We start from the raw sequence: 21,222 nt of genomic DNA, 5'->3' as shown, positions 1-21,222 counted from the left end.
CCGATGGGCGCCCTCCTCAGCATGAGGCGCTTTTCATATTCGATACAAATACATACGCCTCATGCTGAGGAGGCGTTCGAAGAACGCCGTCTCGAAGCATCGCGCACCCACGCCGCCGCGAAGACCATCGTCGCGAGCGCCACGCACCCCTCACTTCTTCTTCGACACGAAGGCGGCGAAGGCCGCCTGAGCCTCGGCCGACTTCAGGCGGCGAGCGAACTCTTCCGCCTCCGCCTCGATGCGGGCGATGATGTCGGCACGGCCGAAGCCGGGGACGTCGCGCAGCAGGCGGCGGGAGGCGGCGAGTGCGGCGCGCGGCTTCTTCGCCAGATCCTTGGCAACCGCCAGCGCCGCCGCCTCGAGTTCGTCGGTCGGTACCGTGTCGTTGACGAGGCCGACCTTCAGGGCGCGGGCGGCGTCGAAGGGGCGGCCCATCGCCAGAAGCTCGAAGGCGACCGCGTCGCCGAGGCGGCGGGGGCCGAGCAGGCTCGACGCCGCCTCCGGCACCAGACCGAGATCGGTGAAGGGCGTGCGGAAGAGCGAGGTCTGCGAGGCGACGACGTAGTCGGCATGGAGCAGCGCCGTCGTGCCGACGCCGATCGCCAGACCGTCGACGCCGATCACCAGCGGCTTGTCGAGGCTCGCCAGCGTGTGGAGGAAGGCGAGGATCGCGCCACCGAGCGTGCCGGAGCGCGCCGCGGCGACGAAGTCCTCGATGTCGTTGCCGGCCGAAAAGGCCCCCGGCACGCCGAGCCAGAGGTGGACGGCGACCGAATCGTCGGCCTCCGCCGCCCGCCACGCCGCCGTCATGGCGCCGTACATGGCGCCGGTCAGGGCGTTCTTCTTGTCGGCGCGCGTCATGCGCATGACGGCGACGGCGCCGTCGCGCTCGCTCGTCACCGGCGCCGCGGCGATCTCGGTCTCGTCGGCCATGGTCGTCTCTCCCCTCGTCGTTTCGACGGTTTCGTGATGTTTCGGCCGCATTGTGCAGATCTCGGCACCCAACGGCAACCCCGTCGCTCCGGCACGCCCGATCCGCACGGGAAGGGGTGCCATCGCAGCCGCTTCTCGGCTAGAGAAGGCGCCATGGAGATCCTGGCGACGACGACGGACGAGGAACGGGAAGCCGCGATCGCGGGCGCGGTCGCGGCGCTGGCGGCCGGCCGGCTGGTGGCGCTGCCGACCGAGACGGTCTACGGCCTCGGGGCGGACGCGACCGACGGGCGCGCCGTCGCGGCGATCTATGCCGCCAAGGGGCGGCCGAGCTTCAACCCGCTGATCGCCCACGTGCCCGACCTCGCCAGCGCCGAGGCGCACGGGGTGTTCGACGCCGACGCGCGGCGGCTGGCCGAGGCCTTGTGGCCGGGACCGCTGACGCTGGTGGTGCCGAAGCGGGCGGAGAGCCCGATCGCCGATCTCGTCACCGCCGGGCTCGACAGCGTCGGCCTGCGCGTGCCGGCTCCGGCGACCACCCGCGCCATCCTCGCCCGGCTCGGCCGGCCGGTGGCGGCGCCGAGCGCCAATCGTTCCGGCCGGATCAGCCCGACCTGCGCCGCCGACGTCGCCGACGATCTCGGCGACAAGGTCGCGGTGATCGTCGACGACGGTCCGTCGCCGGTCGGGGTGGAATCGACCATCGTCGCCGTGCTCGACGGCACGGTGCGGCTGCTGCGCCCCGGCGGCGTGGCGCGCGCCGAAATCGAGGCGGCGATCGGCCGACCGCTCGACGGGGCGGACGAGGCCGCGACGGCCGTCGACGAGATGACGACGGATGCCGCGCCGCTCTCGCCGGGTCTCCTGACCTCGCACTATGCGCCGAACGCAAGGGTGCGGCTCGGGGCCGTCGACGTGCGGCCGGGCGAGGCGCTGCTGACCTTCGCCGACGCGCGGCCCGAAGGCACCGAGCGAGCCGTCGCGATCGTCGACCTCAGCCCCGCCGGCGACATCGCGGAGGCCGCCAGCCGGCTCTTCCGGTCCTTGCGCGATCTCGACGCCTGCGGCGCCGAAGCGATCGCGGTCGTGCCGATCCCCGAGGACGGGCTCGGCGAGGCGATCGTCGACCGCCTGCGCCGCGCCGCCGCCCCGCGCCCGGCCGCCGGACCCGCGAAGCCCTGACATTTCGCCGGAACCGAAACGCACGCCTTCGCCCCGCACCGTCATGCGCGCGACGCATGGCGCGGGGGTGCGCACCGACGAAGGTATGACGGCAACATTGATTTCGGTCACGGTCTCGGCGTGACGAGCCGCGCACGATCGGTCAAGGTGAGACCGTGTCCAAGGCGTGGACGGGGCCCGTTCCCGTTCGGCGCGAGGATCACGGAAGTCGGAATACCGAAGCGATCGATCCGCATGCGCGATCGAACGACCGGAAAAGTCGCCGGAAAGGCGACGGCCGCGGAGAAACCGCGGCCCGGTCGAGGGAGGAAGGACGGACTCTTCGATGTCGACGCTGCTCATTCATCACCCGGCCTGTCTGGGTCACGCGACGCCGCTCGGCCATCCCGAGCGCGCCGATCGGATGCGGGTGATCGATCGCATTCTCGAGCACGAACGCTTCCAGCCGCTCGAGCGCGAGGCCGCCCCGCGCGGCACCCGCGCCATGGTCGAGATGGCCCATCCCGGCACCTACTTCGACGAGATCGCCGAAGCGGTCCCGGAAGAAGGCCTGCTGCGTCTCGACGACGACACGACGATCTCGCCCGGCAGCCTCGAGGCGGCGCTGCGGGCCGTCGGCGGCGCCTGTCAGGCGGTCGACGAGGTCTTCGAGAAGAAGGTCAAGAACGCCTTCGTCACCGTGCGCCCGCCGGGGCACCACGCCGAATCGAAGCGCGCCATGGGCTTCTGCCTCTTCAACAACGTCGCCATCGCCGCCCATTGGGCGCGGGTGACGCACGGCGCCGAGCGGATCGCGGTGATGGACTTCGACGTCCACCACGGCAACGGCACCCAGGACATCTTCTGGAACGATCCGAACCTGATGTACGCCTCGACCCACCAGATGCCGTTCTATCCCGGCACCGGCGAGGTCTCGGAGACCGGTATCGCCGACAACGTCGTCAACGCGCCGCTGTGGGCGGGCGCCGGCGGCGCCGACTTCCGCGAGGCGATGGACATCGCGGTGCTGCCGCGCATCGAGGCGTTCAAGCCCGATCTCGTCATCATCTCTGCCGGGTTCGACGCCCATACCCGCGACCCGATGAGCCAGATCAACCTCGTCGAGGCGGATTTCGCCTGGGCGACGTCGCGGCTGATGGACATCGCCGATCGCTGCTGCGATTCGCGGCTCGTCTCGGTGCTCGAGGGCGGCTACGATCTCGAGGGTCTGGCGCGTTCGGTCGCCGCCCACGTGATGACCCTGATGAAGAATTGACGCGGTTCCGTCGCGACGACGGAGGCGCTACCATCATGGTTCGGGCGGCGCGTGTGGCCGCCGATCGTCGCCGTCGTCCGGCGGCGCGTTCAGTCGTTGTTCGGAGGTTTCGATGTCGGGTCGTTTCAGCCTGATCGCCGGTTTCGCTCTCGCCACCTGTCTCGCCATTCCCTCGGCCCGGGCCGACGACACCATCGCCAAGCGGCTGTGGCTCGCCTCGGGCACGGGCAAGACCGTGACGGTCGACAGTTTCCGCGAGATGCGCGAGGACTGCTCGCTCGCCCCGGCGCCGGAGGTGACGGTCACCCAGCAGCCGGCCTTCGGCAAGTTGACGGTCTCCAAGACCAAGGCGCCGGGCAAGACCGATCCGAACGGCCCCTATGCCGCCTGCAACGGCAAGCCGTTCAACTGGGCCGTGGTGAAGATCCCCTCGCCGTCGAAGGCCGAGGGCACCGACGGCGCGGTCGTCCGGGCGCAGGAGAGCACCGGCGAGGTGACGACCTACGAGATCGAGATCGTCTATGCCAAGAAGCTCCCGGCGGGGAAGTCGTCGGGTCTGCTCGAGGACCGCTGAGTCCCATTCCACGCGAAACGTGGCACACTGACGCCGCGCCCGACGAGTCGGGCCGCGGCGTCGTGCGTCTCGACGCCTCTCGTCCTGCCCGATGGAGCCTCGATCCCGTGACGTCGACCGCGCTTTCCGAACCCGCGACCCTCACCTTCGAGCAGGCGCTCGCCGAACTCGAGACGCTGGTGCAGCGGCTGGAGAGCGGCAACGTGCCGCTCGAGGAATCGATCGCGGCCTACGAGCGCGGCGAGGCCCTGAAGAAGCGCTGCGCCGATCTGCTCGACGTCGCCGAGAAGCGGGTCGAGAAGATCCGCGTCGGCAGCGACGGCCGCGCCATCGGCACCGAGCCGCTCGACCCGGACGCGTGAGGCGACCCGGCCGGCCGAATTCCCTTTTCGCTGCCTGCTGTTCGACTTCACCCTGAGGTGCGAGCGCAGCGAGCCTCGAAGGGCGAAGTCGTCGACGGGCCTCGCCACTCGGCCCTTCGCGCTTCGAGGCCCGGCTTCGCCGGGCACCTCAGCATGAAGGGCCTCTGCAAGAGGCCGAGCAGGTCGACGGCGCCGACGCGCGACCTCACCCCTGCCCTCCCCGGGCCGGGACGACCAGATTGGCCTTCAGGATCTGCACCACCTCGCCCGCCTGATTGCGGGTCTCGTTGCGGACCGTGACGATGCCGCGGTCGGGGCGCGACTTGGAACGCGTCACCTCGACGATCTCGGTGTGGACCGTCAGCGTGTCGCCGGGACGGGTCGGGCGCGGCCAGGAGATCTCGCCGCCGGCGCCGACGATGCCCCAGGCGAAGGGGACGCCGTCTTCGGTCAGGAGCCGCATCGACAGCGCCGCCACCTGCCAGCCTGAGGCCGCCAGTCCGCGGAAGAAGGTCGCCTTCGCCGCCTCCTCGTCGAGGTGGAAGGGCTGCAGGTCGTAGGCGCGGGCGAAGGCCTTGATCGCCTCGGCATCGAGCGTGACCGACCCGGTCGTCCAGGTCTGACCGACGGCGCAATCCTCCAGATAGTGGTCGTTCACGGCCTTCTCCCTTTTCCCACCGCTCGATGCGGTTTATGATGATCGTCGTCATCTATTCAAGCATCGATGATGGCCATCATCAATATCCCTTCGCGACGGAGGCGGGCATGGCGCGGGTATCGCGGGAGACGGCGGCGTCCCATCGCGCGGCGATCGTGGCGGCGGCGAGCCGACTGTTCCGGGCGCGCGGACTGGCGGCCGTCGGGGTCGGCGAGATCACCCGGGCGGCGGGGCTCACCCACGGCGGCTTCTACGGCCACTTCGCCTCGAAGGAGGCGTTGGCGGCCGAAGCGGTGACGACCGCCTTCGCGGAAGGCCGCGCGCGGATCGCGGCGAAGGGTCTTCACGGATATTTGCGCGGCTATCTTTCCCGCACCCACCGCGACCGGCCCGAGGACGGCTGCCCGCTGGTCGCCTTCGCCGGCACCTCGCTCGCCGGCGCCGACGAGGTGCGCGAGGCGCTGGCCGAAGGGACGGCGAGCCTGGTCGAGGCGATCGCGGCCGGGCTCGACGACGACCTCGAGCCGGGCGCGCGGGCGGCGGAAGCGCTGCGTCTCGCCGCGCTCGCGGTCGGAGCCCAGGTGATCGCGCGGGCACTCGCGAAGACCGATCCGGCGCGGTCGGACGCGGTTCTGATGGCGGCACGCGCGGCGCTCGGCCCCCATGCGGGTGACGGCGACGCCGCGCCCGCCCTGCGCGCGGCGGACGGCGCCCCCGCGAAAGGGTGATTTGCAGCCCGGCGGCGGCTCATGTATCGATGACCGAAGACCCTCGACCCGAGGGACGGACGCGTGACGGCCGAGACGGCGAACCCGCGCAGGTGGTTTCGATTTCGAGAGACTCGATTTTGCCGCAGCCCCCCCTGACCCCGCTCCTCGACACGATCGCCACCCCCGAGGATCTCCGCAGGCTCCCCGACGCCAAGCTCAAGCAGCTGGCCGACGAGGTGCGTGCCGAGACCATCGACGCGGTGTCGCAGACCGGCGGCCATCTCGGCGCCGGCCTCGGCGTGGTCGAGCTGACGGTGGCGCTGCATCACGTCTTCGACACGCCGCGCGACGTGCTGATCTGGGACGTCGGCCACCAGACCTACCCGCACAAGATCCTGACGGGGCGGCGCGACCGCATCCGCACGCTGCGCCAGCCCGGCGGTCTCTCCGGCTTCACCAAGCGCGAGGAGAGCCCCTACGACCCGTTCGGCGCGGCCCATTCCTCGACCTCGATCTCGGCGGCGCTCGGCTTCGCCGCGGCGCGCGACCTCGACGGACGCGACAATGCCGTCGTCGCCGTGATCGGCGACGGCTCGATGTCGGCGGGCATGGCCTACGAGGCGATGAACAACGCCGGGGCGCGCGACGAACGGCTGATCGTCGTGCTCAACGACAACGACATGTCGATCGCCCCGCCGACCGGCGCGATGAGCGCCTATCTGGCGCGACTCGTCTCGTCGCGGACCTTCATGCAGCTGCGCGACATCGGCAAGCAGATCACCCGTCGCCTGCCGAAGTTCATGGAAGTGGGCGCCAAGCGGGCGGAGGAATTCGCCCGCGGCCTCGCCATGGGCGGCACGCTGTTCGAGGAGATGGGCTTCTACTACGTCGGGCCGATCGACGGGCACAATCTCGACCACCTCCTGCCGGTGCTGCGCAACGTGCGCGACGCCAAGGAAGGGCCGATCCTCGTCCACGTCGTCACCCGCAAGGGCAAGGGCTACGCCCCGGCGGAAGCCGCGGCCGACAAGTATCACGGCGTCGGACGTTTCGACGTCGTCACCGGCAAGCAGGACAAGCCCAAGGCCAACGCGCCGTCCTACACCAAGGTCTTCGCCAACGCCCTGGTCGACGAGGCCGGGCGCGACGACAAGATCCTCGGCATCACCGCCGCCATGCCGTCGGGCACCGGCCTCGACATCTTCGGCGAGGCCTTCCCGCACCGCATGTTCGACGTCGGCATCGCCGAGCAGCATGCCGTGACCTTCTCGGCCGGTCTCGCCGCCGACGGCTACAAGCCGTTCTGTGCCATCTATTCGACCTTCCTGCAGCGCGGTTTCGACCAGGTGGCGCACGACGTGGCGCTGCAGTCGCTGCCGGTGCGCTTCGCCATCGACCGGGCCGGCTTCGTCGGCGCCGACGGGGCGACCCATGCCGGGTCCTACGACCTCGCCTTCCTCGGCTGCCTGCCCAACATGGTGGTGATGGCGCCGGCCGACGAGGCCGAACTCGTCCACATGGTGGCGACCGCCGCCTCGATCGACGACCGGCCCTCGGCCTTCCGCTTCCCGCGCGGCGAGGGCGTCGGCGTCGAGCTGCCGAGCCGCGGCGAGGTGCTGGAGATCGGCAAGGGGCGGATCCTGCGCGAGGGCGACAAGGTCGCCATCCTGTCGCTCGGCACCCGGCTCTCCGCCGCGCTCGAGGCGGCCGAACGGCTCGAGGCGCAGGGGCTCTCGACCACCGTCGCCGACGCGCGCTTCATGAAGCCGCTCGACCGCGACCTCGTCCGCCGCCTGGCGCTCGGCCACCGGGTGCTGATCACCGTCGAGGAAGGCGCCGTCGGCGGCTTCGGCAGCCACGTCCTGCACTTCCTCGCCGAAGAGGGCCTGCTCGACGGCGGCCTGCGCGTCCGCGCCCTGACCATGCCCGACCAGTTCCTCGACCACGGCGACCCGGAGAAGACCCATGCCGCGATCGGAATCGACGCCTCCGGCATCGTCCGGCGGGCCTTCGAAGCGCTCGGACGGGCGGAAGTCGCGGGCAGCGAACCGGCCCGCCTCGCCTGAGGGCCAGACGGCACTGCTGCGCGTCCTGCGTCACGCCCTGTGGGTGCTGATCGCCGTGCTGGTGATCGGCCTCGGCGTCTTCGTCGCGCTGCGCGAACCGGTCGCCACCAAGCCGGCGGGCGACGCCGCGAAGCTCGAGCCGATCGCCGGCATCGGCGGCCCCTTCGACCTCGTCGACCAGAAGGGCCAGCCCTACACCCAGGCGTCGCTGCAGGGTCATCCGACGCTGCTGTTCTTCGGCTACACCTTCTGCCCCGACGTCTGCCCGACCACGCTGATCGAGGCCGAGGGCTGGATGAAGGAACTCGGCGCCGACGCCGACCGGATCAAGGTGGTCTTCGTCACCGTCGATCCCGAGCGCGACACGCCGGCGAAGCTCGAGGACTATCTGAAGAGCTTCGATCCGCGCTTCGTCGGCCTGTCGGGCCCGCGCGCCGAGATCGATCGGATCATCAAGGCCTACCGCGTCTTCGCCCGCAAGGTCGACGGCAAGGACGGCGAATACACCATGGACCACACCGCCGCCGTCTACCTGCTCGATGGTCACGGCCGCTTCGTCGGCATGATCAACTACCAGGAAGAGGCGACGAAGGCGCTCGTGAAGATCCGCCGCCTGCTGGCGATGCCCTGACGATGGATCTCGCAGCCCTCCTCTCCGCCGCCGTCGCCGGCTGCCTCTACGTGGTCTCGCCCGGCCCCGCCGTGCTGGCACTGGTCGGCATCGGCGCCGCCAAGGGACGACGGCCGGCGCTGCAGTTCCTCTTCGGCCACCTCGCCGGCGACACGCTGTGGTGCACGCTCGCCATCACCGCGCTGGTCGGGGCCAAGGTGTTCGATCCGCTGCTGTTCGAGCTGGTGGCGCTGGCCTGCGGCCTCTATCTCGGCCATCTCGGCCTCAAGGGCGTGCGCTCGCGCTCGGCCGAAGGTGCCGACGATCTGATCGGCGATCGACCGTGGATGCGCGGCATCGCCTTCGGGCTCACCAATCCGAAGAGCTACCCGGTGGCGCTCGCCATGTACACGGCGCTCTTCGCCGGCCGCACCGAGGCACTGACCTTCGCCGCCATGCCCTGGCTCTTCGCCGCCTCCCTCGTCGGCTTCCTCGCCGGCGACGCCATCCTCGCCTGGGTGGTCGGCACCGGCTTCATGCGGCGGCTCTATCTGTCGCACGCCGTCACCATCGTGCGGGTGACCGGCGCGCTCTTCTGCCTCTTCGCGATCTCCACCCTGTGGGAGGCCGTGCCGAAGCTGCTGGCGCGGCTGACATGAGCACGCCCGAGACGATCACGACCGAACGGCTGATCCTGCGTCCCCATCGCCCCGACGATCTCGACGGCTACGGGCTCCTGTGGCTGCCGCCGACCGACGGGCCGGCCCGCGTGCCGGTGCTCGACCGCGAGGGCGCCTGGGCGCGCCTGCTGCGCCTCGTCGGCCATCGCGCCGTCTTCGGCTTCGCGCCGTGGCTGGTGACGGAGGCCGCGAGCGGCGCGATCCTCGGCGAGGCCGGTTTCGCTCGGTTCGAGCGCGGCATCGGCCCCGGCTTCGACGATGCCGCCGAGGCGATGTGGACGTTGCGCCCCGAACATCGTGGCCGCGGCCTCGCCCACGAGGCGATGGCGGCGGCCGTCGCCGACTTCGATGGCCGGTCGGGCGCATCGCGCAGCGTCTGCATGATCGAGCCCGACAACGCCGCCTCGCTCGCCCTCGCCACCCGCCTCGGCTACCGCCGTTACGGCGAGGCCCTGCGGCACGGCCGGGCGATCGATCTCCTCGAGCGCGTCGCCGGCTGAGAAGCCCGACAAACAGAACCCCCGCGCCGTCGCCGACGCGGGGGGGTCAATCTTTCCGGGTCGATCGAGCTGCTCGATCAGGCGGCCAGCGCCTTGCTCAGCGGCAGCAGGTCGTAGCCCAGCGCCTCGGCGACGGCGGCGTAGGTGACGCGGCCGGCACAGACGTTGAGGCCGGCGGCCAGATGCGGGTCCTCGGCGATCGCCTTGCGCCAGCCCTTGTCGGCGAGCGCCAGGGCGAAGGGCAGGGTCGCGTTGTTGAGCGCGAAGGTCGAGGTGCGGGCGACGCCGCCCGGCATGTTGGCGACACAGTAGTGCACGACGCCGTCGACCACGTAGGTCGGCTTGGAATGGGTCGTGGCACGCGAGGTCTCGGCGCAGCCGCCCTGGTCGATCGCCACGTCGACGATGACCGAACCGCGCTTCATGGTCTTGAGCATCGGCCGGGTGATCAGCTTCGGCGCGGCGGCGCCGGGGATCAGCACGGTGCCGATGACGAGGTCGGCGCCGGCGACGAGCTCGGCGACGGTCTCGCGGGTCGAGGCGGCGGTCTTGACGCGGGCGCCGAACTGCTGGGTCAGGCGACGCAGCACGTCGAGCGAGCGGTCGACCACGGTGACGTCGGCGCCCATGCCGAGGGCGATGGTGGTGGCATGGGTGCCGGAGACGCCGCCGCCGAGGACGACGACCTTGGCCGGCGCGACGCCGGGGACGCCGCCCATCAGGATGCCGCGGCCCTTGGAGGCGTTCTCGAGCGCATGGGCACCGACCTGAGCGGCCATGCGGCCGGCGACTTCCGACATCGGGGTGAGGAGCGGCAGGCCGCCGGTCGGCGAGGTCACCGTCTCGTAGGCGATGCAGGTGGCACCCGAATCGACGAGATCGCGGGTCTGGGCCGGATCGGGTGCGAGGTGAAGGTAGGTGAAGAGCAGGTGATCGGCGCGCAGCTTCTTGCGCTCGACGGCCAGCGGCTCCTTGACCTTGATGATCATCTCGGCCTCGCCCCAGACGGCGTCGACGTCGTCGACGATTCTGGCACCGGCCTTGACGTAGTCGCGATCGGCGATGCCGGCTCCCTTGCCGGCCCCCTTCTCGATCAGCACGGAATGACCGTGCGCCACCAGTTCGGCGACCGACGCCGGCACCAGACCGACGCGGTCTTCATGGTCTTTGATCTCGCGAGGAACTCCGATGCGCATTGTCCATCTCCCGAACCGGATCGGCACCGGCCTTCCCGAGCCGAATAATCTGTCGATCATGCGCGCGATCCCACGCAATTTTTCGCCGGACTTTGGATTTCAATCCATTCGATAAGACAGGAAATTGTTTTAATCACGGAAATCGTCGAATATCATGCGGCCATGTTGTTGGACGATCGTGACCGCCAGATTCTGAGCGAGCTGCAAGGCGACGGCCGGCTGACCAATGCCGAGCTGGCCGAGCGCGTGCACCTGTCGCAATCCGCCTGTCTGAGGCGGGTGAACCTCTTGATGGGGAGCGGGCTGGTGGCGGGCACCCATCTGGTGATCGACCAGAAGACGGCGGGTTTCGCCGGCACCGCCTATGTCTCGATCACCCTCGACAGCCAGGACCGCGCCCGCCTCGACGCCTTCGAGGCGAAGGTGCGGCTCGTCTCGCAGATCCAGGAGTGCCATCTGCTGGCCGGCCAGTCGGACTATCTGCTCAGGGTGATCTTCCGCGACATGGCCGACCTCGAGCGCCTGCATTCGGAAGTGCTGACGCGCCTGCCCGGCGTGGTGCGCGTGCAGTCGCAATTGACGCTGCGCACGGTGAAGCGGACGACGCGGGTGCCGGTGTGAGGGGGGATCGAGTGGCCGCGAACGCTCGCCGGAGGTCACTGTCCTCATCGCGCCGATTGCGGCCTCGCGCTCATCAGGCAGGATCATCCGGGTCCGGATGAGAAGACGAAACTGCCGGAGCCGGGGCTTCCTTGCGGAGAGCAGCCCAGGTCAGCAGGGCGTCGAGAGCCGGACAGAGGGCCTGCCCCCACTCGGTCAAGCGGTACTCGACCTTCGGCGGCACCTGATGGTGCACGATGCGGTGCACGATGTCGTCCTTCTCCATCTGCCGGAGCTGCTGGACGAGCATCTTCTGGGAGATCGCCGGGATCGCCCGTTCGAGATCCGAGAAGCGCAGCGTGCGGCCGCCGAACAGGTGAAACAGGATCACCAGCTTCCAACGTCCCTCGATGAGCTTCAGCGCCTGTTCGACGCCTTCCGCTGCGGTCTCGCGGGTATGGCCGTGCGGCTTACCTTCAGGTGAGTACCTGACTTTTTCGTGCGTACTTGTCATTATCTCAGGATAGGGCCAACTCTCTCGAGGTGCAATGCACTTGGGAGATGGGTAATGGCCACGGATCTACCGAAACCGATCGCCGACTATTTTGCTGCGGAGGGAAAAGACGGTGCGGCCACCGCGCGCTGCTTCACCGAAGATGCCGTCGTCGTCGATGAACGAAGGAACCACGTCGGTCGCGTGGCAATCGAGGCGTGGAAGACCGAAGTCTCGACGAAATACCACGCCGTCGCCGAGCCGATGGCCGTCGTCGAAGAGGGCGGTCGCGTCATCGTGACCTGCCGCGTCTCCGGCGACTTTCCAGGCAGCCCCCTCGACCTGCGCCATGCCTTCGTCCTCGAAGCCGGTGCCATCGCGCGACTGGAGATCGTCCCATGAGCCATGATCTCGATCTGCAGGGGCGCCGAGCCCTGGTGACCGGGGGGACCCAGGGCGTCGGTGCGGCCATCGTCGAAGTGCTGCGGGAAGCCGGCGCCCGGATCGTCACCACGGCACGCAGCGTACCCGAGATCTCGCCCCCGGATCTCCACTACATCGCCGCCGATGTCGCAACCGCGGAAGGGTGTGCAAAGGTCGCGAGCTTCGCCCTCGAGCAGCTCGGCGGTGTGGACATCGTCGTCAATGTCGTGGGTGGTTCGACCGCCCCGGCCGGTGGCTTCTCCGTCCTCGACGACGACGTGTGGATGCGCGAACTGAACCTCAATCTGATGACGGCGGTTCGCCTCGACCGAGCCCTGTTGCCCTCGATGATCGCACAGGGCTCCGGTGTCGTCGTCCATGTCACGTCCATTCAGGGAAGACTGCCGTTGCCGGAGTCGACCACGGCCTATGCTGCGGCGAAGGCGGCTCTCTCGACCTACAGCAAGAGCCTGTCGAAAGAGGTGTCGCCGAAGGGCGTCCGAGTGGTGAGGGTGTCACCGGGCTGGGTGGAAACGGCAGCGGCGGTCGCCTTGACCGAACGTCTCGCCGAGCAGGCGGGAACCGACTACGCCGGCGGCAAACAGATCATCATGAACTCGCTCGGCGGCATTCCCCTCGGGCGGCCGGCGAAACCCCGGGAGGTCGCCGATCTCGTCGCCTTTCTCGTGTCCTCGCGCGCCGGTGCGATCACCGGCAGTGAGTTCGTCATCGACGGCGGCACGGTCCCGACCGTGTGACGGGCCGCGCGCAGCCGCCGGTCCCGGATCGACACGCCCCGCCGTTTCTGCCCGCCGTGCCCGCAGTCGTCGACGAAGCCACCCACCGAATTGCGGTGGGTGGTCGCGACGTCACCTCGTGTCGCAAGTCGCCGGAGTGCATCGGACGCGGTCGCAGCCCCCACGCCCCTTCCGAGATTGCGGGTGGGGCGGAGGCGTGTGGGCGTCGGCCTGTCTCCAGCCCGGCGATCGCTTCAAGTCGATACGCGCCCGGCCAAGTGGCCGCTTCGGATCGGATACGGACGGTCCCCGAGATCTCCCATCCCCCCGGCGAGAAGACATCCATCCATATCCATTAAAATGCATGATACATGCATTCAAAACGCACAGATCACGTCCACCTCCCCGCCCGAACGCCGCCGGCAGGCGCCGCCGCGCGGCTGCCCGCCGGACCGAACGCCACCCCGCCTCAGCGGTTCAGGTCGACCGAGCCCCAGCAGTCCGGGCCCTTCCAGGTGCCGGCAACGTTGCGGGACGTCACCTTGCCGGCGAAGTGGACGTCGCCCTTGGGCGAGGCCATCACCGCGGTGAAGGAGCCGTCCGACTTGACCGTGCCCGAGGCGCGCTCGCCCGAGCCTTCGTAGGCGTAGCCGATCAGCTCGATCGAGCCGCCCGAGACGTTGGCGTTCATCGGCGTGACGCCGGCGCAGGCCGCGCTGCGACCGCCGGCGACCGACGAGGCGCCCGAATAGCTGTCGGCGAACGCCGGAGCGGCGGAGGCGGCGAGAGCGAGGGCGAAGATCGGGGCGAGAAGGCGCATGACGAAACTCCGAATGCACGAGCCGTCCGAGCGACGGCGAGGCGCACGTTAGACGAGGCGGCGCGGGCTGGAAACCACTTCGCGGCAACACTCCGACGAAACCCGTCGCGGTGCGGCGACCCGCCCCGTCGATCGCGTCAGCCGACCTCGCCGCCCGCGAGATCCGCCCGGCCGCGCAGGATCGCGTCGGCCTCCGGCAGATAGAGATCGGAGCCGGCGGGGTGGAGCACCAGCCCCGGCAGGATCGACGGCCGCGCCCGCGAGCCCTTGGTCGCCGTCACCAGCAGGCGATGGGCGGGGGCGTCGGCGCGCGGGTGGACGGGGCGGACGGCGACGTCACCGAAGCGGCCGGAAAGGGCCGTGAGAATCTCGTCGAGCCCGTCGCCGCGGAAGATCAGGCCGAGCCGGCCCTTCGGCGCGAGCACCGAAGCGGCGACGCGCATCCAGTCGGCGAGCGTGCCCTCGGCGAAGACATGGGCGGCGGCACGGCGCGCGTCGGGCGAGGGGCGGACGCTGCCGGGGGCGAAGAAGGGCGGGTTGACGATCACCCGGTCGAAGCTCTCGCGCGGCAGCGCGGCGTCGCGGATCGCGCCCCGGCGCAGCACGTCGACGGTCGCGACGGTGACACGGGCGCCGAAGGCGGCGTTCTCCCCCCGCGACGCATTGGCGCGGGCGAGCGTCGCCGCTTCCTCGTCGCGTTCGGCGAGGACGACGGCGAGGCCGGGCGCGCGGGCGGCGGCGAGGAGCCCCGCGGTGCCGACGCCGGCGCCGAGATCGACGAGACGGCCGGTCGCAGCGCTCGGCACCAGGGCAGCGAGCAGCACGGCGTCGAGGCCGGCGCGGTGGCGGCCCTTCGCCGGCTGTTCGATCACGACGCGGCCGTCGTGGAAACGGTCGAGCGTGGTCGCGGGCCCGGTCGTCGGCGCGGTCATCGGCGGTTCTCGGCCACCAGTTCGCCGCCGAGGCCGGCTTCGACGAGCAGGCGGCGGGCGGTCGCCTCGTCCTCGTCGGCGACGAGGAGGCGGCGCGGGAAGGCGCCGATCGCCCCTTCGAGGGTGGAGATCGCGGCGTCGGCCACCAGCACCGGCACGTCGATGCCGGCGAGCAGCGCCTCGACCGCCGAGATCAGAACCGGATCGTTGCTCCTGACGATTTCGCGCATGGCTCGCCTCCCTCCCCTCCTGCCTAGGCCCTGCGGCGGACGGGGGCAAGCCTACGCCCGCCCAGAGCACGACTTGAGGCGGCGGCGGCGGTTGCCTATTCTCCGACCGCGACGTGAAAACGTCGGCGCGAAAGAGATTCGAGGCCGTCTTGCCTTCTGGTATCGACGGCGCCGGAGGGGGATGCTACGCCCCTCGAGGGATTTGGGACCGATCTGTCGGTCGATGACGAGGTGTCGGTGGTGGGCGTCGTGGTTTCTCTCGAGGACGGCAAGAAGCGTCCGGAAGCATCGGTCGAACCGCTGGTGCGGCTGGTGGCCGCCGACATGGACCGCGTCAACGCGCTGATCCTGTCGAAGGCCGGCTCCGACGTGACGATGATCCCGGAGGTCGCCAACCACCTGATCTCGTCGGGCGGCAAGCGGCTCCGGCCGATGCTGACGCTCGCCGCGGCCCAGATGTGCGGCCATTCGGGCGACGGCCACGTCAAGCTCGCCATGGCGGTCGAGTTCATGCACACCGCGACGCTGCTGCACGACGACGTCGTCGACGAGAGCGACATGCGGCGCGGCAAGCTCGCCGCGCGCAAGCTGTGGGGCAACCAGGCGAGCGTGCTGGTCGGCGACTTCCTGCTCGGCCAGGCCTTCCGCGTCATGGTCGAGGTCGGCTCGATGCAGGCGCTGGGCGTGCTGTCGGACGCCGCCGCGATCATCGCCGAGGGCGAGGTGATGCAGCTCGCCGCCGCCAAGAACATGGCGACGACCGAGGACGAATATCTCGCCGTCATCCGCGCCAAGACCGCCGCGCTGTTCTCGGCCGCGGCCGAGGTCGGACCGATCATCGCCGGCTCGGGCCGCGACGCCGAGGCCGCCTTCCGCTCCTACGGCACCAATCTCGGCCTCGCCTTCCAGCTGGTCGACGACGCGCTCGACTACGGCGGTTCCTCCGCCCAGCTCGGCAAGAACGTCGGCGACGACTTCCGCGAAGGCAAGATCACACTTCCCGTCGTGCTCGCCTATCGCCGCGGCTCGGACGAGGACCGTGCCTTCTGGAAGCGCTGCCTGCAGGACGGCGGCGCGGTCGAGGGCGATCTCGAGAGCGCCATCGAACTGCTGAAGAAGCACGACGCCATCGCCACGACGGTCGAACGCGCCCGTCACTACGGCGCCATGGCCAAGGACGCGCTCGCACCCTTCAAGGACGGCGCCCACAAGCGGGCATTGGTCGAAGTGGTGGATTTCTGCATCAGCCGGGTGCACTGAGCCCATGACGAAAGGCGTGCCGGCGGCCGATTGAATCGGGTCGCCGCCGCCCCTACTCTTCTCGCGTCCCATCGACGCGAGGCGAAGCCGTGCCCGACCTGATCGCGAATCTCGTCTCCTTCTTCGCCTATTTCGTCGGCGCGCTGGTCTACGGCCTGTTGTTCGGGGCGATCTACACGCGGCTGACGTCGCATCGCGAGTTCCATCTCATCGTCGGCGAACGCAACGCCACGGCGGCGATCGCCTTCGGCGGCAGCCTCGTCGGCTACGCGCTGGCGGCCTCGGCGGCGATCCACAATGCCCGATCGATCGCCGAATTCGCCGTGTGGGGCCTGGTCGCCGTGGTGACGCAGGTCGTCGCCTATCTGGTGGCGCGGCTCTTCCATCACGATCTGCCGGATGCGATCGAGCGCAACGTGCTCTCGGCCGGCGTCTGGGTCGCGGCGGTGTCGATCGCCGTCGGCCTCGTCTCCGCCGCCTGCATGAGCCCGTGAGATGGCGAGGCGCACCACCCCTCCCCCGGACGGGCGACCGCCGCGCAAGGCGTTCGGCCGCCGCGGCGTCGCACAGCCGCCGGTCATGCAGGAGGCCGCCCCGCCCGAGCCCCCGGGGCGACGGCGCATCCGCCGCATCGCGCTCGGCGTGACGGCGGCGACGGCGATCTCCGCCTATGCCTGGGACAGCGGCTGGTTTTCCGCCATGCCGAACTGCGACCCGAGCGACCCGATGGCCGCGGCCGAGCCCGAATGCCGCGACCGCAAGGACGAGGCGTCCCACGCGACGAGCCGTTCGAGCGGCGGCGGCTGGCACTATTGGAGTTGGTCGTCGTTCTCGCGTTCGTCGAACGCGGTGACGCACGTCTCGACGTCGACGCCGTCGTCCTCGGTTCATTTCGGCGGCTTCGGCAAGACCGGCGCCGCCTTCCACGGAGGCGGATCATGAGGCGCGAGTCCTCGCCCGTCAGGCCCGATGCGGCGACGCGTTTCGCCGCGATCGGCTTCGACTTCGCCACCATCGACGGCGAGCCCTATTGGGACGAGAGCGCGCGCTACCTCTTCACCCTCGACCAGATCGAGCAGGGACCGGAGGCGGCGACCGAGGAACTGGCGGCGCTGTGCGACGAGTTGGTCGACCGCGTGGTGCGCGACGAGGCGGCGCTCGCGCGGCTGAAGATCCCGGAACACGCCTGGGGTCCGATCGCCGAGAGCCGACGGCGGGGCGATCCCTCGCTCTACGGCCGTTTCGACTTCTCCTGGGACGGCGCGGGCCCGCCGAAGCTCCTCGAATACAACGCCGACACGCCGACCGGGCTGCTCGAGGCGGCCGTCGTGCAGTGGCAGTGGCTCGAGGACATGGTGGCGCGCGGGGCGCTGCCGGAGGAGGCCGACCAGTTCAACTCGCTGCACGAGAAACTGGTCGAACGCTGGCGCACCATCGCCGGGGCCGGACCGCTGCATCTCGCCTGCATGCGCGACAGCCGCGAGGATTCCGGCACGACCGACTATCTCGAGCATTGCGCCGGTCTCGCCGGCATCGAGACGATCGGCCTCGACATGGGCGACGTCGGCCACGACGGTTTCCGCCTCGTCGACCGACGGGCGATGCCGATCGATCTGCTGTTCAAGCTCTACCCGTGGGAATGGGCCTTCGCCGACGAATTCGGCCGCTCGGAGGCGGTCGGGCGCACGCGCTTCTTCGAGCCGCCGTGGAAGCTGATCCTGTCGAACAAGGGCATGCTCGCGCTGCTCTGGGAGATGGCGCCGGGCCACCCCAACCTGCTGCCGACCTTCTTCGAGGACGATCCGAAGTCGCGCATCCTCGGCGATCGTTACGCCCGCAAGCCGCTGTTCTCGCGCGAGGGCGCCGACGTCCGCCTCGTCGACGGGGCCACCCGCGCGGAGGGACCGGCCGGCGGCTACGGCGCGGAGGGATGGGTGCGGCAGGCGCTGGCGCCGCTGCCGCGCTTCGGCGAGCGTTTCCCGGTGATCGGCTCCTGGGTGGTGGGCAATGAGGCCGCCGGCATGGGGATCCGCGAGGACGTCTCGCCGGTCACCACAGACCGGGCGTGGTTCCTGCCCCACGTCATCCTCGACTGACCGTCAGGCCGCGAAGATCCCGAAACAGGTCGCCCCCGAGCCCGACATGCGGGCGAAGAGGCAGCCGGGGCGGGCGCGCATCTCCGCCAGCGTCTCGGCGATCGGCGGAGCGATGGAGATCGCCGCCGCCTCGAGGTCGTTGCGGGTCGTACCGAGCCAGGCGACGAGGTCATGGACATCGGCGAAGCGCTCGGGGAGCGGCGGCAGCGGCGGGTTCTCGCGGGAGGCGAGCGCGCGGAAGACCGCCGGCGTCGAGACCGGCACGCCGGGGTTGGCGAGTTCCAGCCGGAAGGGCGGCAGGGGCGCGATCGGCGCGATCTCGTCGCCGATGCCGCGGGCACGCAGCGGTTCGCCGATCACGCACATCGGCACGTCGGCGCCGAGCGGCAGGGAAAGCGCCGCCAGACGCTCGCGGCCGAGGTCGAGGCCCCAGAGCCGATCGAGCAGACGCAGCGTCGCCGCCGCGTCGGACGAGCCGCCACCGACGCCCGAGGCGACCGGCAGATGCTTCTCCAGCCGCAGATCGACCGGGAAGACCGGTCGGCCGAGGCGGGCGGCCTCGTCGGCGAGGAGGCGGGCGGCGCGCAGGACGAGATTGTCGTCGCCGGCCGAGAGACCCGCCGCGTGGGGGCCGTCGATCGCCAGCGACGCGCGCGCGCCGGTGCCCGCGGCGCGGGCGGCCGAGACGGTATCCGACCAGCCGCCGTGGACGACCAGCGTGTCGAGCAGGTGATAGCCGTCGGCGCGACGGCCGGTGACGTGCAGCGCCAGATTGACCTTGGCGGGCGCCGCCTCGACCGCGATCGAAGCGGAGCCTTCCCGTTCCGGCGCGGCGGCCGGGGCCGTCACTTGGCTTCCGGTGCCGGCGTCGCGGGGGCGGCGGGCGCCGGGGCTTCGGGCGCCGGAGCCGCCGGCGTCGTGGCGGCGGGAGCGGGAGCGGCGGGGGCAGCCGGGGCGGGCGTGGCGGCGTCGGGTGCCGGCGCAGCGGCGGCAGGCGCCGGAGCAGCGGGCGCCGACGCGGCATCGGCGGCCTTGGCGGGGCGCGAGGCGGCGTCGTCGATCCAGCCGTTCTTCAGCTTGGCCTCGATCTTCGCCTTGTCGTCGGGCTCCGGCTTCATGTCGAGGGCGTGGCGCCACTGGAACGTCGCCTCGAGCGTGCGGCCGACCTTCCAATAGGCATCTCCGAGATGGTCGTTGATGACCGGATCGTCGGGCTTCAGCAGGATCGCCTTCTCGAGCTCGGCCACCGCCTCGTCGTAACGGCCGAGCTTGAAATAGGCCCAGGCGAGACTGTCGACGATGTAGCCGTCGTCGGACTTCAGCTCGACCGCCTTCTTCACCAGGTCCAATCCCTTGTCGAGATTGATCCCCATGTCGATCCACGAATAGCCGAGATAGTTGAGCACGTGCGGCTCGTTCGGCATCAGTTCGAGCGCCTTGTAGAAGTCGGCCTCGGCCTTCGGCCACTGCTTGGTGCGCTCGTAGGCGATGCCGCGATAGTAGAAGAACGACCAGTCGTTCTTCGACGGCTTGTCGATCAGGTCGATGGCGCGGGTATAGACCTTGGCGGCTTCCTCGAAGTTCTTGGCGGCGCGCAGCACGTCGCCGAGCGCGACGATCGCCTCGAGGTCCTTTGGCGTGCGCTTGATCACCGCTTCGAGGTGACGCGTCGCCTCGGCGTGGTTCGACAACAGCGTGTAGTAGCGGCCGACCTGGATGTCGGCGACCGGACGCAGACGCGAAGCGTCGGGGATGCGCTCGAGCAGGGCGATCGCCTTCTCGTACTGCTTCATCTGGCCCTCGAGGCCGGCGAGCGAGACGAGCGGCAGTTCGGCCGTGGGATCGAGCCACAGCGCCAGCTGGAGATACATCGCGGCGATGTCCTCGCCGCCGTCGCGCGCCAGCGCCGACCCGATGCCGTAGAGGAATTCTGCGGCGCCGGCCTGCGGCGTCGTGATCATCGCCGCCGGTTTGCGGCCGGCCTCGATGTCGGCGCGCAGCGCGGTCATCACCGGGTGATCCGGCACCTTGGTCGCGAATTCGGAGAGCACCGCCAGCGCGTCGTCCCTGCGGCCGATGCGGGCGAGGTGGCGCGCCCAGGCCTCGACGATGCGCAGCGCGTTGCGATCGGCCTCGAAGGCGGTCTTCAGCCGCTTCGTCGCCTCGTCGGTCTTGCCGGCGCGATCGGCCATCAGGCCGACGTGGTAGTTCTTGAAGACGCCGTACCAGTCGAGGCCACCGACCTTGTCGACCACCCGGGCGGCACCGGGGAAGTCGCCGCGGCCGCTCTCGGCCCAGCCGGTCAGGACGGCGACGGTCAGATCGGAGAGCGGGCGCGGCTGGATGGCGCCGAGATTGGACTTCACCCGGTCCCAGCGGCCGCGCTTCAGCGCGTCGACGCCGAGGACGAGACGGGCGAGCGGATGCTGGCGGCTGGTGCGCACCAGCCCCTCGGCAAGGCCGACGGCCTCGGCCATCCGCCCGTCGGCGAGCAGCAGTTGGAAGGTGCGCTCGGCGAGCGCCAGATTGCCGGGATCGAGCGCCAGCGCGTTGTCGAGATAGGTGGCGGCGGCGGTCACGTCGCGCGACTGGCCGGCGAAGCGGCCGGCGAGATAGGAGCCGGCCAGCGTCGGCGGCGTCTGGATCGACAGGAAGTCCGGTTCGCCCTGCGCGGCTTCGGCGAGAGCGCCGGAGAGAACCAGCGCGAGGCCGGCGAGAGCCGCCCGAGACCGGGCACGACGAAGACCCGAGACGGCGCGGAGGATGACGGTGCCGGACGACATGCGCATGAAACTCTTTCGATTTCCCGCGAGCGCGGGCTCGCGTCCTTGACTGGCGATACGATCCGACACGCCGGGAGCGGGGACCGGGAGACTGAAAGATGACCGAGGGATGTGGCTTTCCC

At 70.3% G+C, this 21,222-nt stretch carries 25 protein-coding genes; 16 read left to right on the top strand and 9 right to left on the bottom strand.

The window, feature by feature from the left end; translation table 11 throughout:
* Window positions 1–150: 150 nt before the first annotated feature.
* A complete protein-coding gene (locus ACT541_RS06825; protein WP_476135327.1) occupies window positions 151–933 on the bottom strand; it encodes a crotonase/enoyl-CoA hydratase family protein in 783 nt (260 codons plus the stop codon).
* 153 nt (window positions 934–1,086) lie between these two features.
* On the opposite strand from ACT541_RS06825, the gene ACT541_RS06820 reads away from it, so the two are divergent.
* From ACT541_RS06820 to ACT541_RS06805, 4 genes are all read left to right on the top strand, one after another.
* Window positions 1,087–2,115, top strand: a complete 1,029-nt coding sequence (locus tag ACT541_RS06820) for an L-threonylcarbamoyladenylate synthase (protein ID WP_476135325.1) — start codon at window positions 1,087–1,089, stop codon at window positions 2,113–2,115.
* A 325-nt stretch (window positions 2,116–2,440) separates the two neighbouring features.
* The gene (locus tag ACT541_RS06815; protein ID WP_476135323.1) at window positions 2,441–3,370 is read left to right on the top strand and encodes a histone deacetylase family protein; all 930 of its coding nucleotides are present in this window, start codon (window positions 2,441–2,443) and stop codon (window positions 3,368–3,370) included.
* Window positions 3,371–3,482: 112 nt separating this feature from the next.
* Window positions 3,483–3,944, top strand: coding sequence for a hypothetical protein (locus tag ACT541_RS06810; protein WP_476135322.1), 462 nt, complete (start codon window positions 3,483–3,485; stop codon window positions 3,942–3,944).
* Window positions 3,945–4,051: 107 nt separating this feature from the next.
* The gene (locus tag ACT541_RS06805; protein ID WP_476135320.1) at window positions 4,052–4,306 is read left to right on the top strand and encodes an exodeoxyribonuclease VII small subunit; all 255 of its coding nucleotides are present in this window, start codon (window positions 4,052–4,054) and stop codon (window positions 4,304–4,306) included.
* A gap of 205 nt (window positions 4,307–4,511) precedes the next feature.
* Here ACT541_RS06805 and ACT541_RS06800 read toward each other — a convergent pair whose 3' ends face one another.
* Window positions 4,512–4,964 (bottom strand): MaoC family dehydratase, encoded by a 453-nt coding sequence (locus ACT541_RS06800; RefSeq protein WP_476135319.1) that lies wholly within the window; start codon window positions 4,962–4,964, stop codon window positions 4,512–4,514.
* A 107-nt stretch (window positions 4,965–5,071) separates the two neighbouring features.
* On the opposite strand from ACT541_RS06800, the gene ACT541_RS06795 reads away from it, so the two are divergent.
* From ACT541_RS06795 to ACT541_RS06775, 5 genes are all read left to right on the top strand, one after another.
* Window positions 5,072–5,692 (top strand): TetR/AcrR family transcriptional regulator, encoded by a 621-nt coding sequence (locus tag ACT541_RS06795; protein ID WP_476135318.1) that lies wholly within the window; start codon window positions 5,072–5,074, stop codon window positions 5,690–5,692.
* A gap of 119 nt (window positions 5,693–5,811) precedes the next feature.
* The gene (gene dxs, locus ACT541_RS06790) at window positions 5,812–7,740 is read left to right on the top strand and encodes a 1-deoxy-D-xylulose-5-phosphate synthase (RefSeq protein ID WP_476135316.1); all 1,929 of its coding nucleotides are present in this window, start codon (window positions 5,812–5,814) and stop codon (window positions 7,738–7,740) included.
* The gene (locus ACT541_RS06785; protein WP_476135314.1) at window positions 7,640–8,371 is read left to right on the top strand and encodes an SCO family protein; all 732 of its coding nucleotides are present in this window, start codon (window positions 7,640–7,642) and stop codon (window positions 8,369–8,371) included. Before dxs ends, ACT541_RS06785 begins: the two co-directional genes overlap by 101 nt.
* A gap of 2 nt (window positions 8,372–8,373) precedes the next feature.
* Complete coding sequence (locus tag ACT541_RS06780) at window positions 8,374–9,009, top strand: LysE family translocator (RefSeq protein ID WP_476135312.1); 636 nt, start codon at window positions 8,374–8,376, stop codon at window positions 9,007–9,009.
* Complete coding sequence (locus tag ACT541_RS06775; RefSeq protein WP_476135311.1) at window positions 9,006–9,530, top strand: GNAT family N-acetyltransferase; 525 nt, start codon at window positions 9,006–9,008, stop codon at window positions 9,528–9,530. The genes ACT541_RS06780 and ACT541_RS06775 overlap by 4 nt, the downstream gene beginning before the upstream one ends.
* 77 nt (window positions 9,531–9,607) lie before the next feature.
* Here ACT541_RS06775 and ald read toward each other — a convergent pair whose 3' ends face one another.
* Window positions 9,608–10,726 (bottom strand): alanine dehydrogenase, encoded by a 1,119-nt coding sequence (ald, locus tag ACT541_RS06770; protein WP_476135309.1) that lies wholly within the window; start codon window positions 10,724–10,726, stop codon window positions 9,608–9,610.
* Window positions 10,727–10,888: 162 nt separating this feature from the next.
* Here ald and ACT541_RS06765 point away from each other — a divergent pair, with 162 nt between their 5' ends.
* Window positions 10,889–11,347, top strand: coding sequence for an Lrp/AsnC family transcriptional regulator (locus ACT541_RS06765; RefSeq protein WP_476135308.1), 459 nt, complete (start codon window positions 10,889–10,891; stop codon window positions 11,345–11,347).
* Window positions 11,348–11,420: 73 nt separating this feature from the next.
* On the opposite strand, the gene ACT541_RS06760 is transcribed toward ACT541_RS06765, so the two are convergent.
* The gene (locus ACT541_RS06760) at window positions 11,421–11,840 is read right to left on the bottom strand and encodes a winged helix-turn-helix transcriptional regulator (RefSeq protein WP_476135306.1); all 420 of its coding nucleotides are present in this window, start codon (window positions 11,838–11,840) and stop codon (window positions 11,421–11,423) included.
* A 54-nt stretch (window positions 11,841–11,894) separates the two neighbouring features.
* Here ACT541_RS06760 and ACT541_RS06755 point away from each other — a divergent pair, with 54 nt between their 5' ends.
* The gene (locus tag ACT541_RS06755; protein WP_476135305.1) at window positions 11,895–12,221 is read left to right on the top strand and encodes a nuclear transport factor 2 family protein; all 327 of its coding nucleotides are present in this window, start codon (window positions 11,895–11,897) and stop codon (window positions 12,219–12,221) included.
* The gene (locus tag ACT541_RS06750; RefSeq protein ID WP_476135303.1) at window positions 12,218–13,000 is read left to right on the top strand and encodes an SDR family oxidoreductase; all 783 of its coding nucleotides are present in this window, start codon (window positions 12,218–12,220) and stop codon (window positions 12,998–13,000) included. The genes ACT541_RS06755 and ACT541_RS06750 overlap by 4 nt, the downstream gene beginning before the upstream one ends.
* A 448-nt stretch (window positions 13,001–13,448) precedes the next feature.
* On the opposite strand, the gene ACT541_RS06745 is transcribed toward ACT541_RS06750, so the two are convergent.
* From ACT541_RS06745 to ACT541_RS06735, 3 genes are all read right to left on the bottom strand, one after another.
* Window positions 13,449–13,799 carry a hypothetical protein gene (locus ACT541_RS06745; RefSeq protein WP_476135301.1) on the bottom strand — a complete coding sequence of 117 codons (351 nt, stop codon included), beginning with the start codon at window positions 13,797–13,799 and terminating at the stop codon, window positions 13,449–13,451.
* A gap of 137 nt (window positions 13,800–13,936) precedes the next feature.
* Window positions 13,937–14,731 carry a tRNA1(Val) (adenine(37)-N6)-methyltransferase gene (locus ACT541_RS06740; RefSeq protein ID WP_476135299.1) on the bottom strand — a complete coding sequence of 265 codons (795 nt, stop codon included), beginning with the start codon at window positions 14,729–14,731 and terminating at the stop codon, window positions 13,937–13,939.
* On the bottom strand, window positions 14,728–14,961 hold the full coding sequence (locus ACT541_RS06735) for a putative signal transducing protein (protein WP_476135298.1): 234 nt from the start codon (window positions 14,959–14,961) through the stop codon (window positions 14,728–14,730). The genes ACT541_RS06740 and ACT541_RS06735 overlap by 4 nt, the downstream gene beginning before the upstream one ends.
* Before the next feature lie 240 nt (window positions 14,962–15,201).
* On the opposite strand from ACT541_RS06735, the gene ACT541_RS06730 reads away from it, so the two are divergent.
* The 4 genes from ACT541_RS06730 to ACT541_RS06715 all read left to right on the top strand — a co-directional run bounded on the left by ACT541_RS06730 (window position 15,202) and on the right by ACT541_RS06715 (window position 18,317).
* On the top strand, window positions 15,202–16,221 hold the full coding sequence (locus tag ACT541_RS06730) for a polyprenyl synthetase family protein (RefSeq protein ID WP_476135297.1): 1,020 nt from the start codon (window positions 15,202–15,204) through the stop codon (window positions 16,219–16,221).
* A gap of 89 nt (window positions 16,222–16,310) precedes the next feature.
* Window positions 16,311–16,715 (top strand): DUF350 domain-containing protein, encoded by a 405-nt coding sequence (locus ACT541_RS06725; protein WP_476135295.1) that lies wholly within the window; start codon window positions 16,311–16,313, stop codon window positions 16,713–16,715.
* 1 nt (window position 16,716) lies between these two features.
* Window positions 16,717–17,163, top strand: coding sequence for a hypothetical protein (locus tag ACT541_RS06720; protein WP_476135293.1), 447 nt, complete (start codon window positions 16,717–16,719; stop codon window positions 17,161–17,163).
* Window positions 17,160–18,317, top strand: a complete 1,158-nt coding sequence (locus tag ACT541_RS06715) for a glutathionylspermidine synthase family protein (RefSeq protein WP_476135291.1) — start codon at window positions 17,160–17,162, stop codon at window positions 18,315–18,317. Before ACT541_RS06720 ends, ACT541_RS06715 begins: the two co-directional genes overlap by 4 nt.
* Before the next feature lie 3 nt (window positions 18,318–18,320).
* Here ACT541_RS06715 and ACT541_RS06710 read toward each other — a convergent pair whose 3' ends face one another.
* Together ACT541_RS06710 and ACT541_RS06705 are read right to left on the bottom strand one after the other, a co-directional pair.
* Window positions 18,321–19,166, bottom strand: a complete 846-nt coding sequence (locus tag ACT541_RS06710; protein ID WP_476135289.1) for a 4-(cytidine 5'-diphospho)-2-C-methyl-D-erythritol kinase — start codon at window positions 19,164–19,166, stop codon at window positions 18,321–18,323.
* A complete protein-coding gene (locus ACT541_RS06705) occupies window positions 19,163–21,100 on the bottom strand; it encodes a tetratricopeptide repeat protein (protein WP_476135288.1) in 1,938 nt (645 codons plus the stop codon). The genes ACT541_RS06710 and ACT541_RS06705 overlap by 4 nt, the downstream gene beginning before the upstream one ends.
* Window positions 21,101–21,222: the final 122 nt, after the last annotated feature.

Source organism: Pinisolibacter sp. DMC100 (assembly GCF_056313705.1).
Note: the sequence above shows the minus strand (reverse complement) of the source record. Positions and strands in the feature narration are given on the sequence as shown.

Bases quoted from the DNA above. Each gene is read 5' to 3' on its own strand.
- ACT541_RS06715 (WP_476135291.1), top strand. From the start codon at position 17,160: ATGAGGCGCGAGTCCTCGCCCGTCAGGCCCGATGCGGCGACGCGTTTC.
- ald (WP_476135309.1), bottom strand. From the start codon at position 10,726: ATGCGCATCGGAGTTCCTCGCGAGATCAAAGACCATGAAGACCGCGTC.
- ACT541_RS06780 (WP_476135312.1), top strand. From the start codon at position 8,374: ATGGATCTCGCAGCCCTCCTCTCCGCCGCCGTCGCCGGCTGCCTCTAC.
- ACT541_RS06820 (WP_476135325.1), top strand. From the start codon at position 1,087: ATGGAGATCCTGGCGACGACGACGGACGAGGAACGGGAAGCCGCGATC.
- ACT541_RS06785 (WP_476135314.1), top strand. From the start codon at position 7,640: ATGCCGCGATCGGAATCGACGCCTCCGGCATCGTCCGGCGGGCCTTCG.
- ACT541_RS06750 (WP_476135303.1), top strand. From the start codon at position 12,218: ATGAGCCATGATCTCGATCTGCAGGGGCGCCGAGCCCTGGTGACCGGG.
- ACT541_RS06765 (WP_476135308.1), top strand. From the start codon at position 10,889: ATGTTGTTGGACGATCGTGACCGCCAGATTCTGAGCGAGCTGCAAGGC.
- ACT541_RS06745 (WP_476135301.1), bottom strand. From the start codon at position 13,799: ATGCGCCTTCTCGCCCCGATCTTCGCCCTCGCTCTCGCCGCCTCCGCC.
- ACT541_RS06720 (WP_476135293.1), top strand. From the start codon at position 16,717: ATGGCGAGGCGCACCACCCCTCCCCCGGACGGGCGACCGCCGCGCAAG.
- ACT541_RS06775 (WP_476135311.1), top strand. From the start codon at position 9,006: ATGAGCACGCCCGAGACGATCACGACCGAACGGCTGATCCTGCGTCCC.
- ACT541_RS06825 (WP_476135327.1), bottom strand. From the start codon at position 933: ATGGCCGACGAGACCGAGATCGCCGCGGCGCCGGTGACGAGCGAGCGC.
- ACT541_RS06810 (WP_476135322.1), top strand. From the start codon at position 3,483: ATGTCGGGTCGTTTCAGCCTGATCGCCGGTTTCGCTCTCGCCACCTGT.
- ACT541_RS06795 (WP_476135318.1), top strand. From the start codon at position 5,072: ATGGCGCGGGTATCGCGGGAGACGGCGGCGTCCCATCGCGCGGCGATC.
- ACT541_RS06705 (WP_476135288.1), bottom strand. From the start codon at position 21,100: ATGTCGTCCGGCACCGTCATCCTCCGCGCCGTCTCGGGTCTTCGTCGT.
- ACT541_RS06740 (WP_476135299.1), bottom strand. From the start codon at position 14,731: ATGACCGCGCCGACGACCGGGCCCGCGACCACGCTCGACCGTTTCCAC.
- ACT541_RS06815 (WP_476135323.1), top strand. From the start codon at position 2,441: ATGTCGACGCTGCTCATTCATCACCCGGCCTGTCTGGGTCACGCGACG.
- ACT541_RS06755 (WP_476135305.1), top strand. From the start codon at position 11,895: ATGGCCACGGATCTACCGAAACCGATCGCCGACTATTTTGCTGCGGAG.
- ACT541_RS06735 (WP_476135298.1), bottom strand. From the start codon at position 14,961: ATGCGCGAAATCGTCAGGAGCAACGATCCGGTTCTGATCTCGGCGGTC.
- ACT541_RS06760 (WP_476135306.1), bottom strand. From the start codon at position 11,840: ATGACAAGTACGCACGAAAAAGTCAGGTACTCACCTGAAGGTAAGCCG.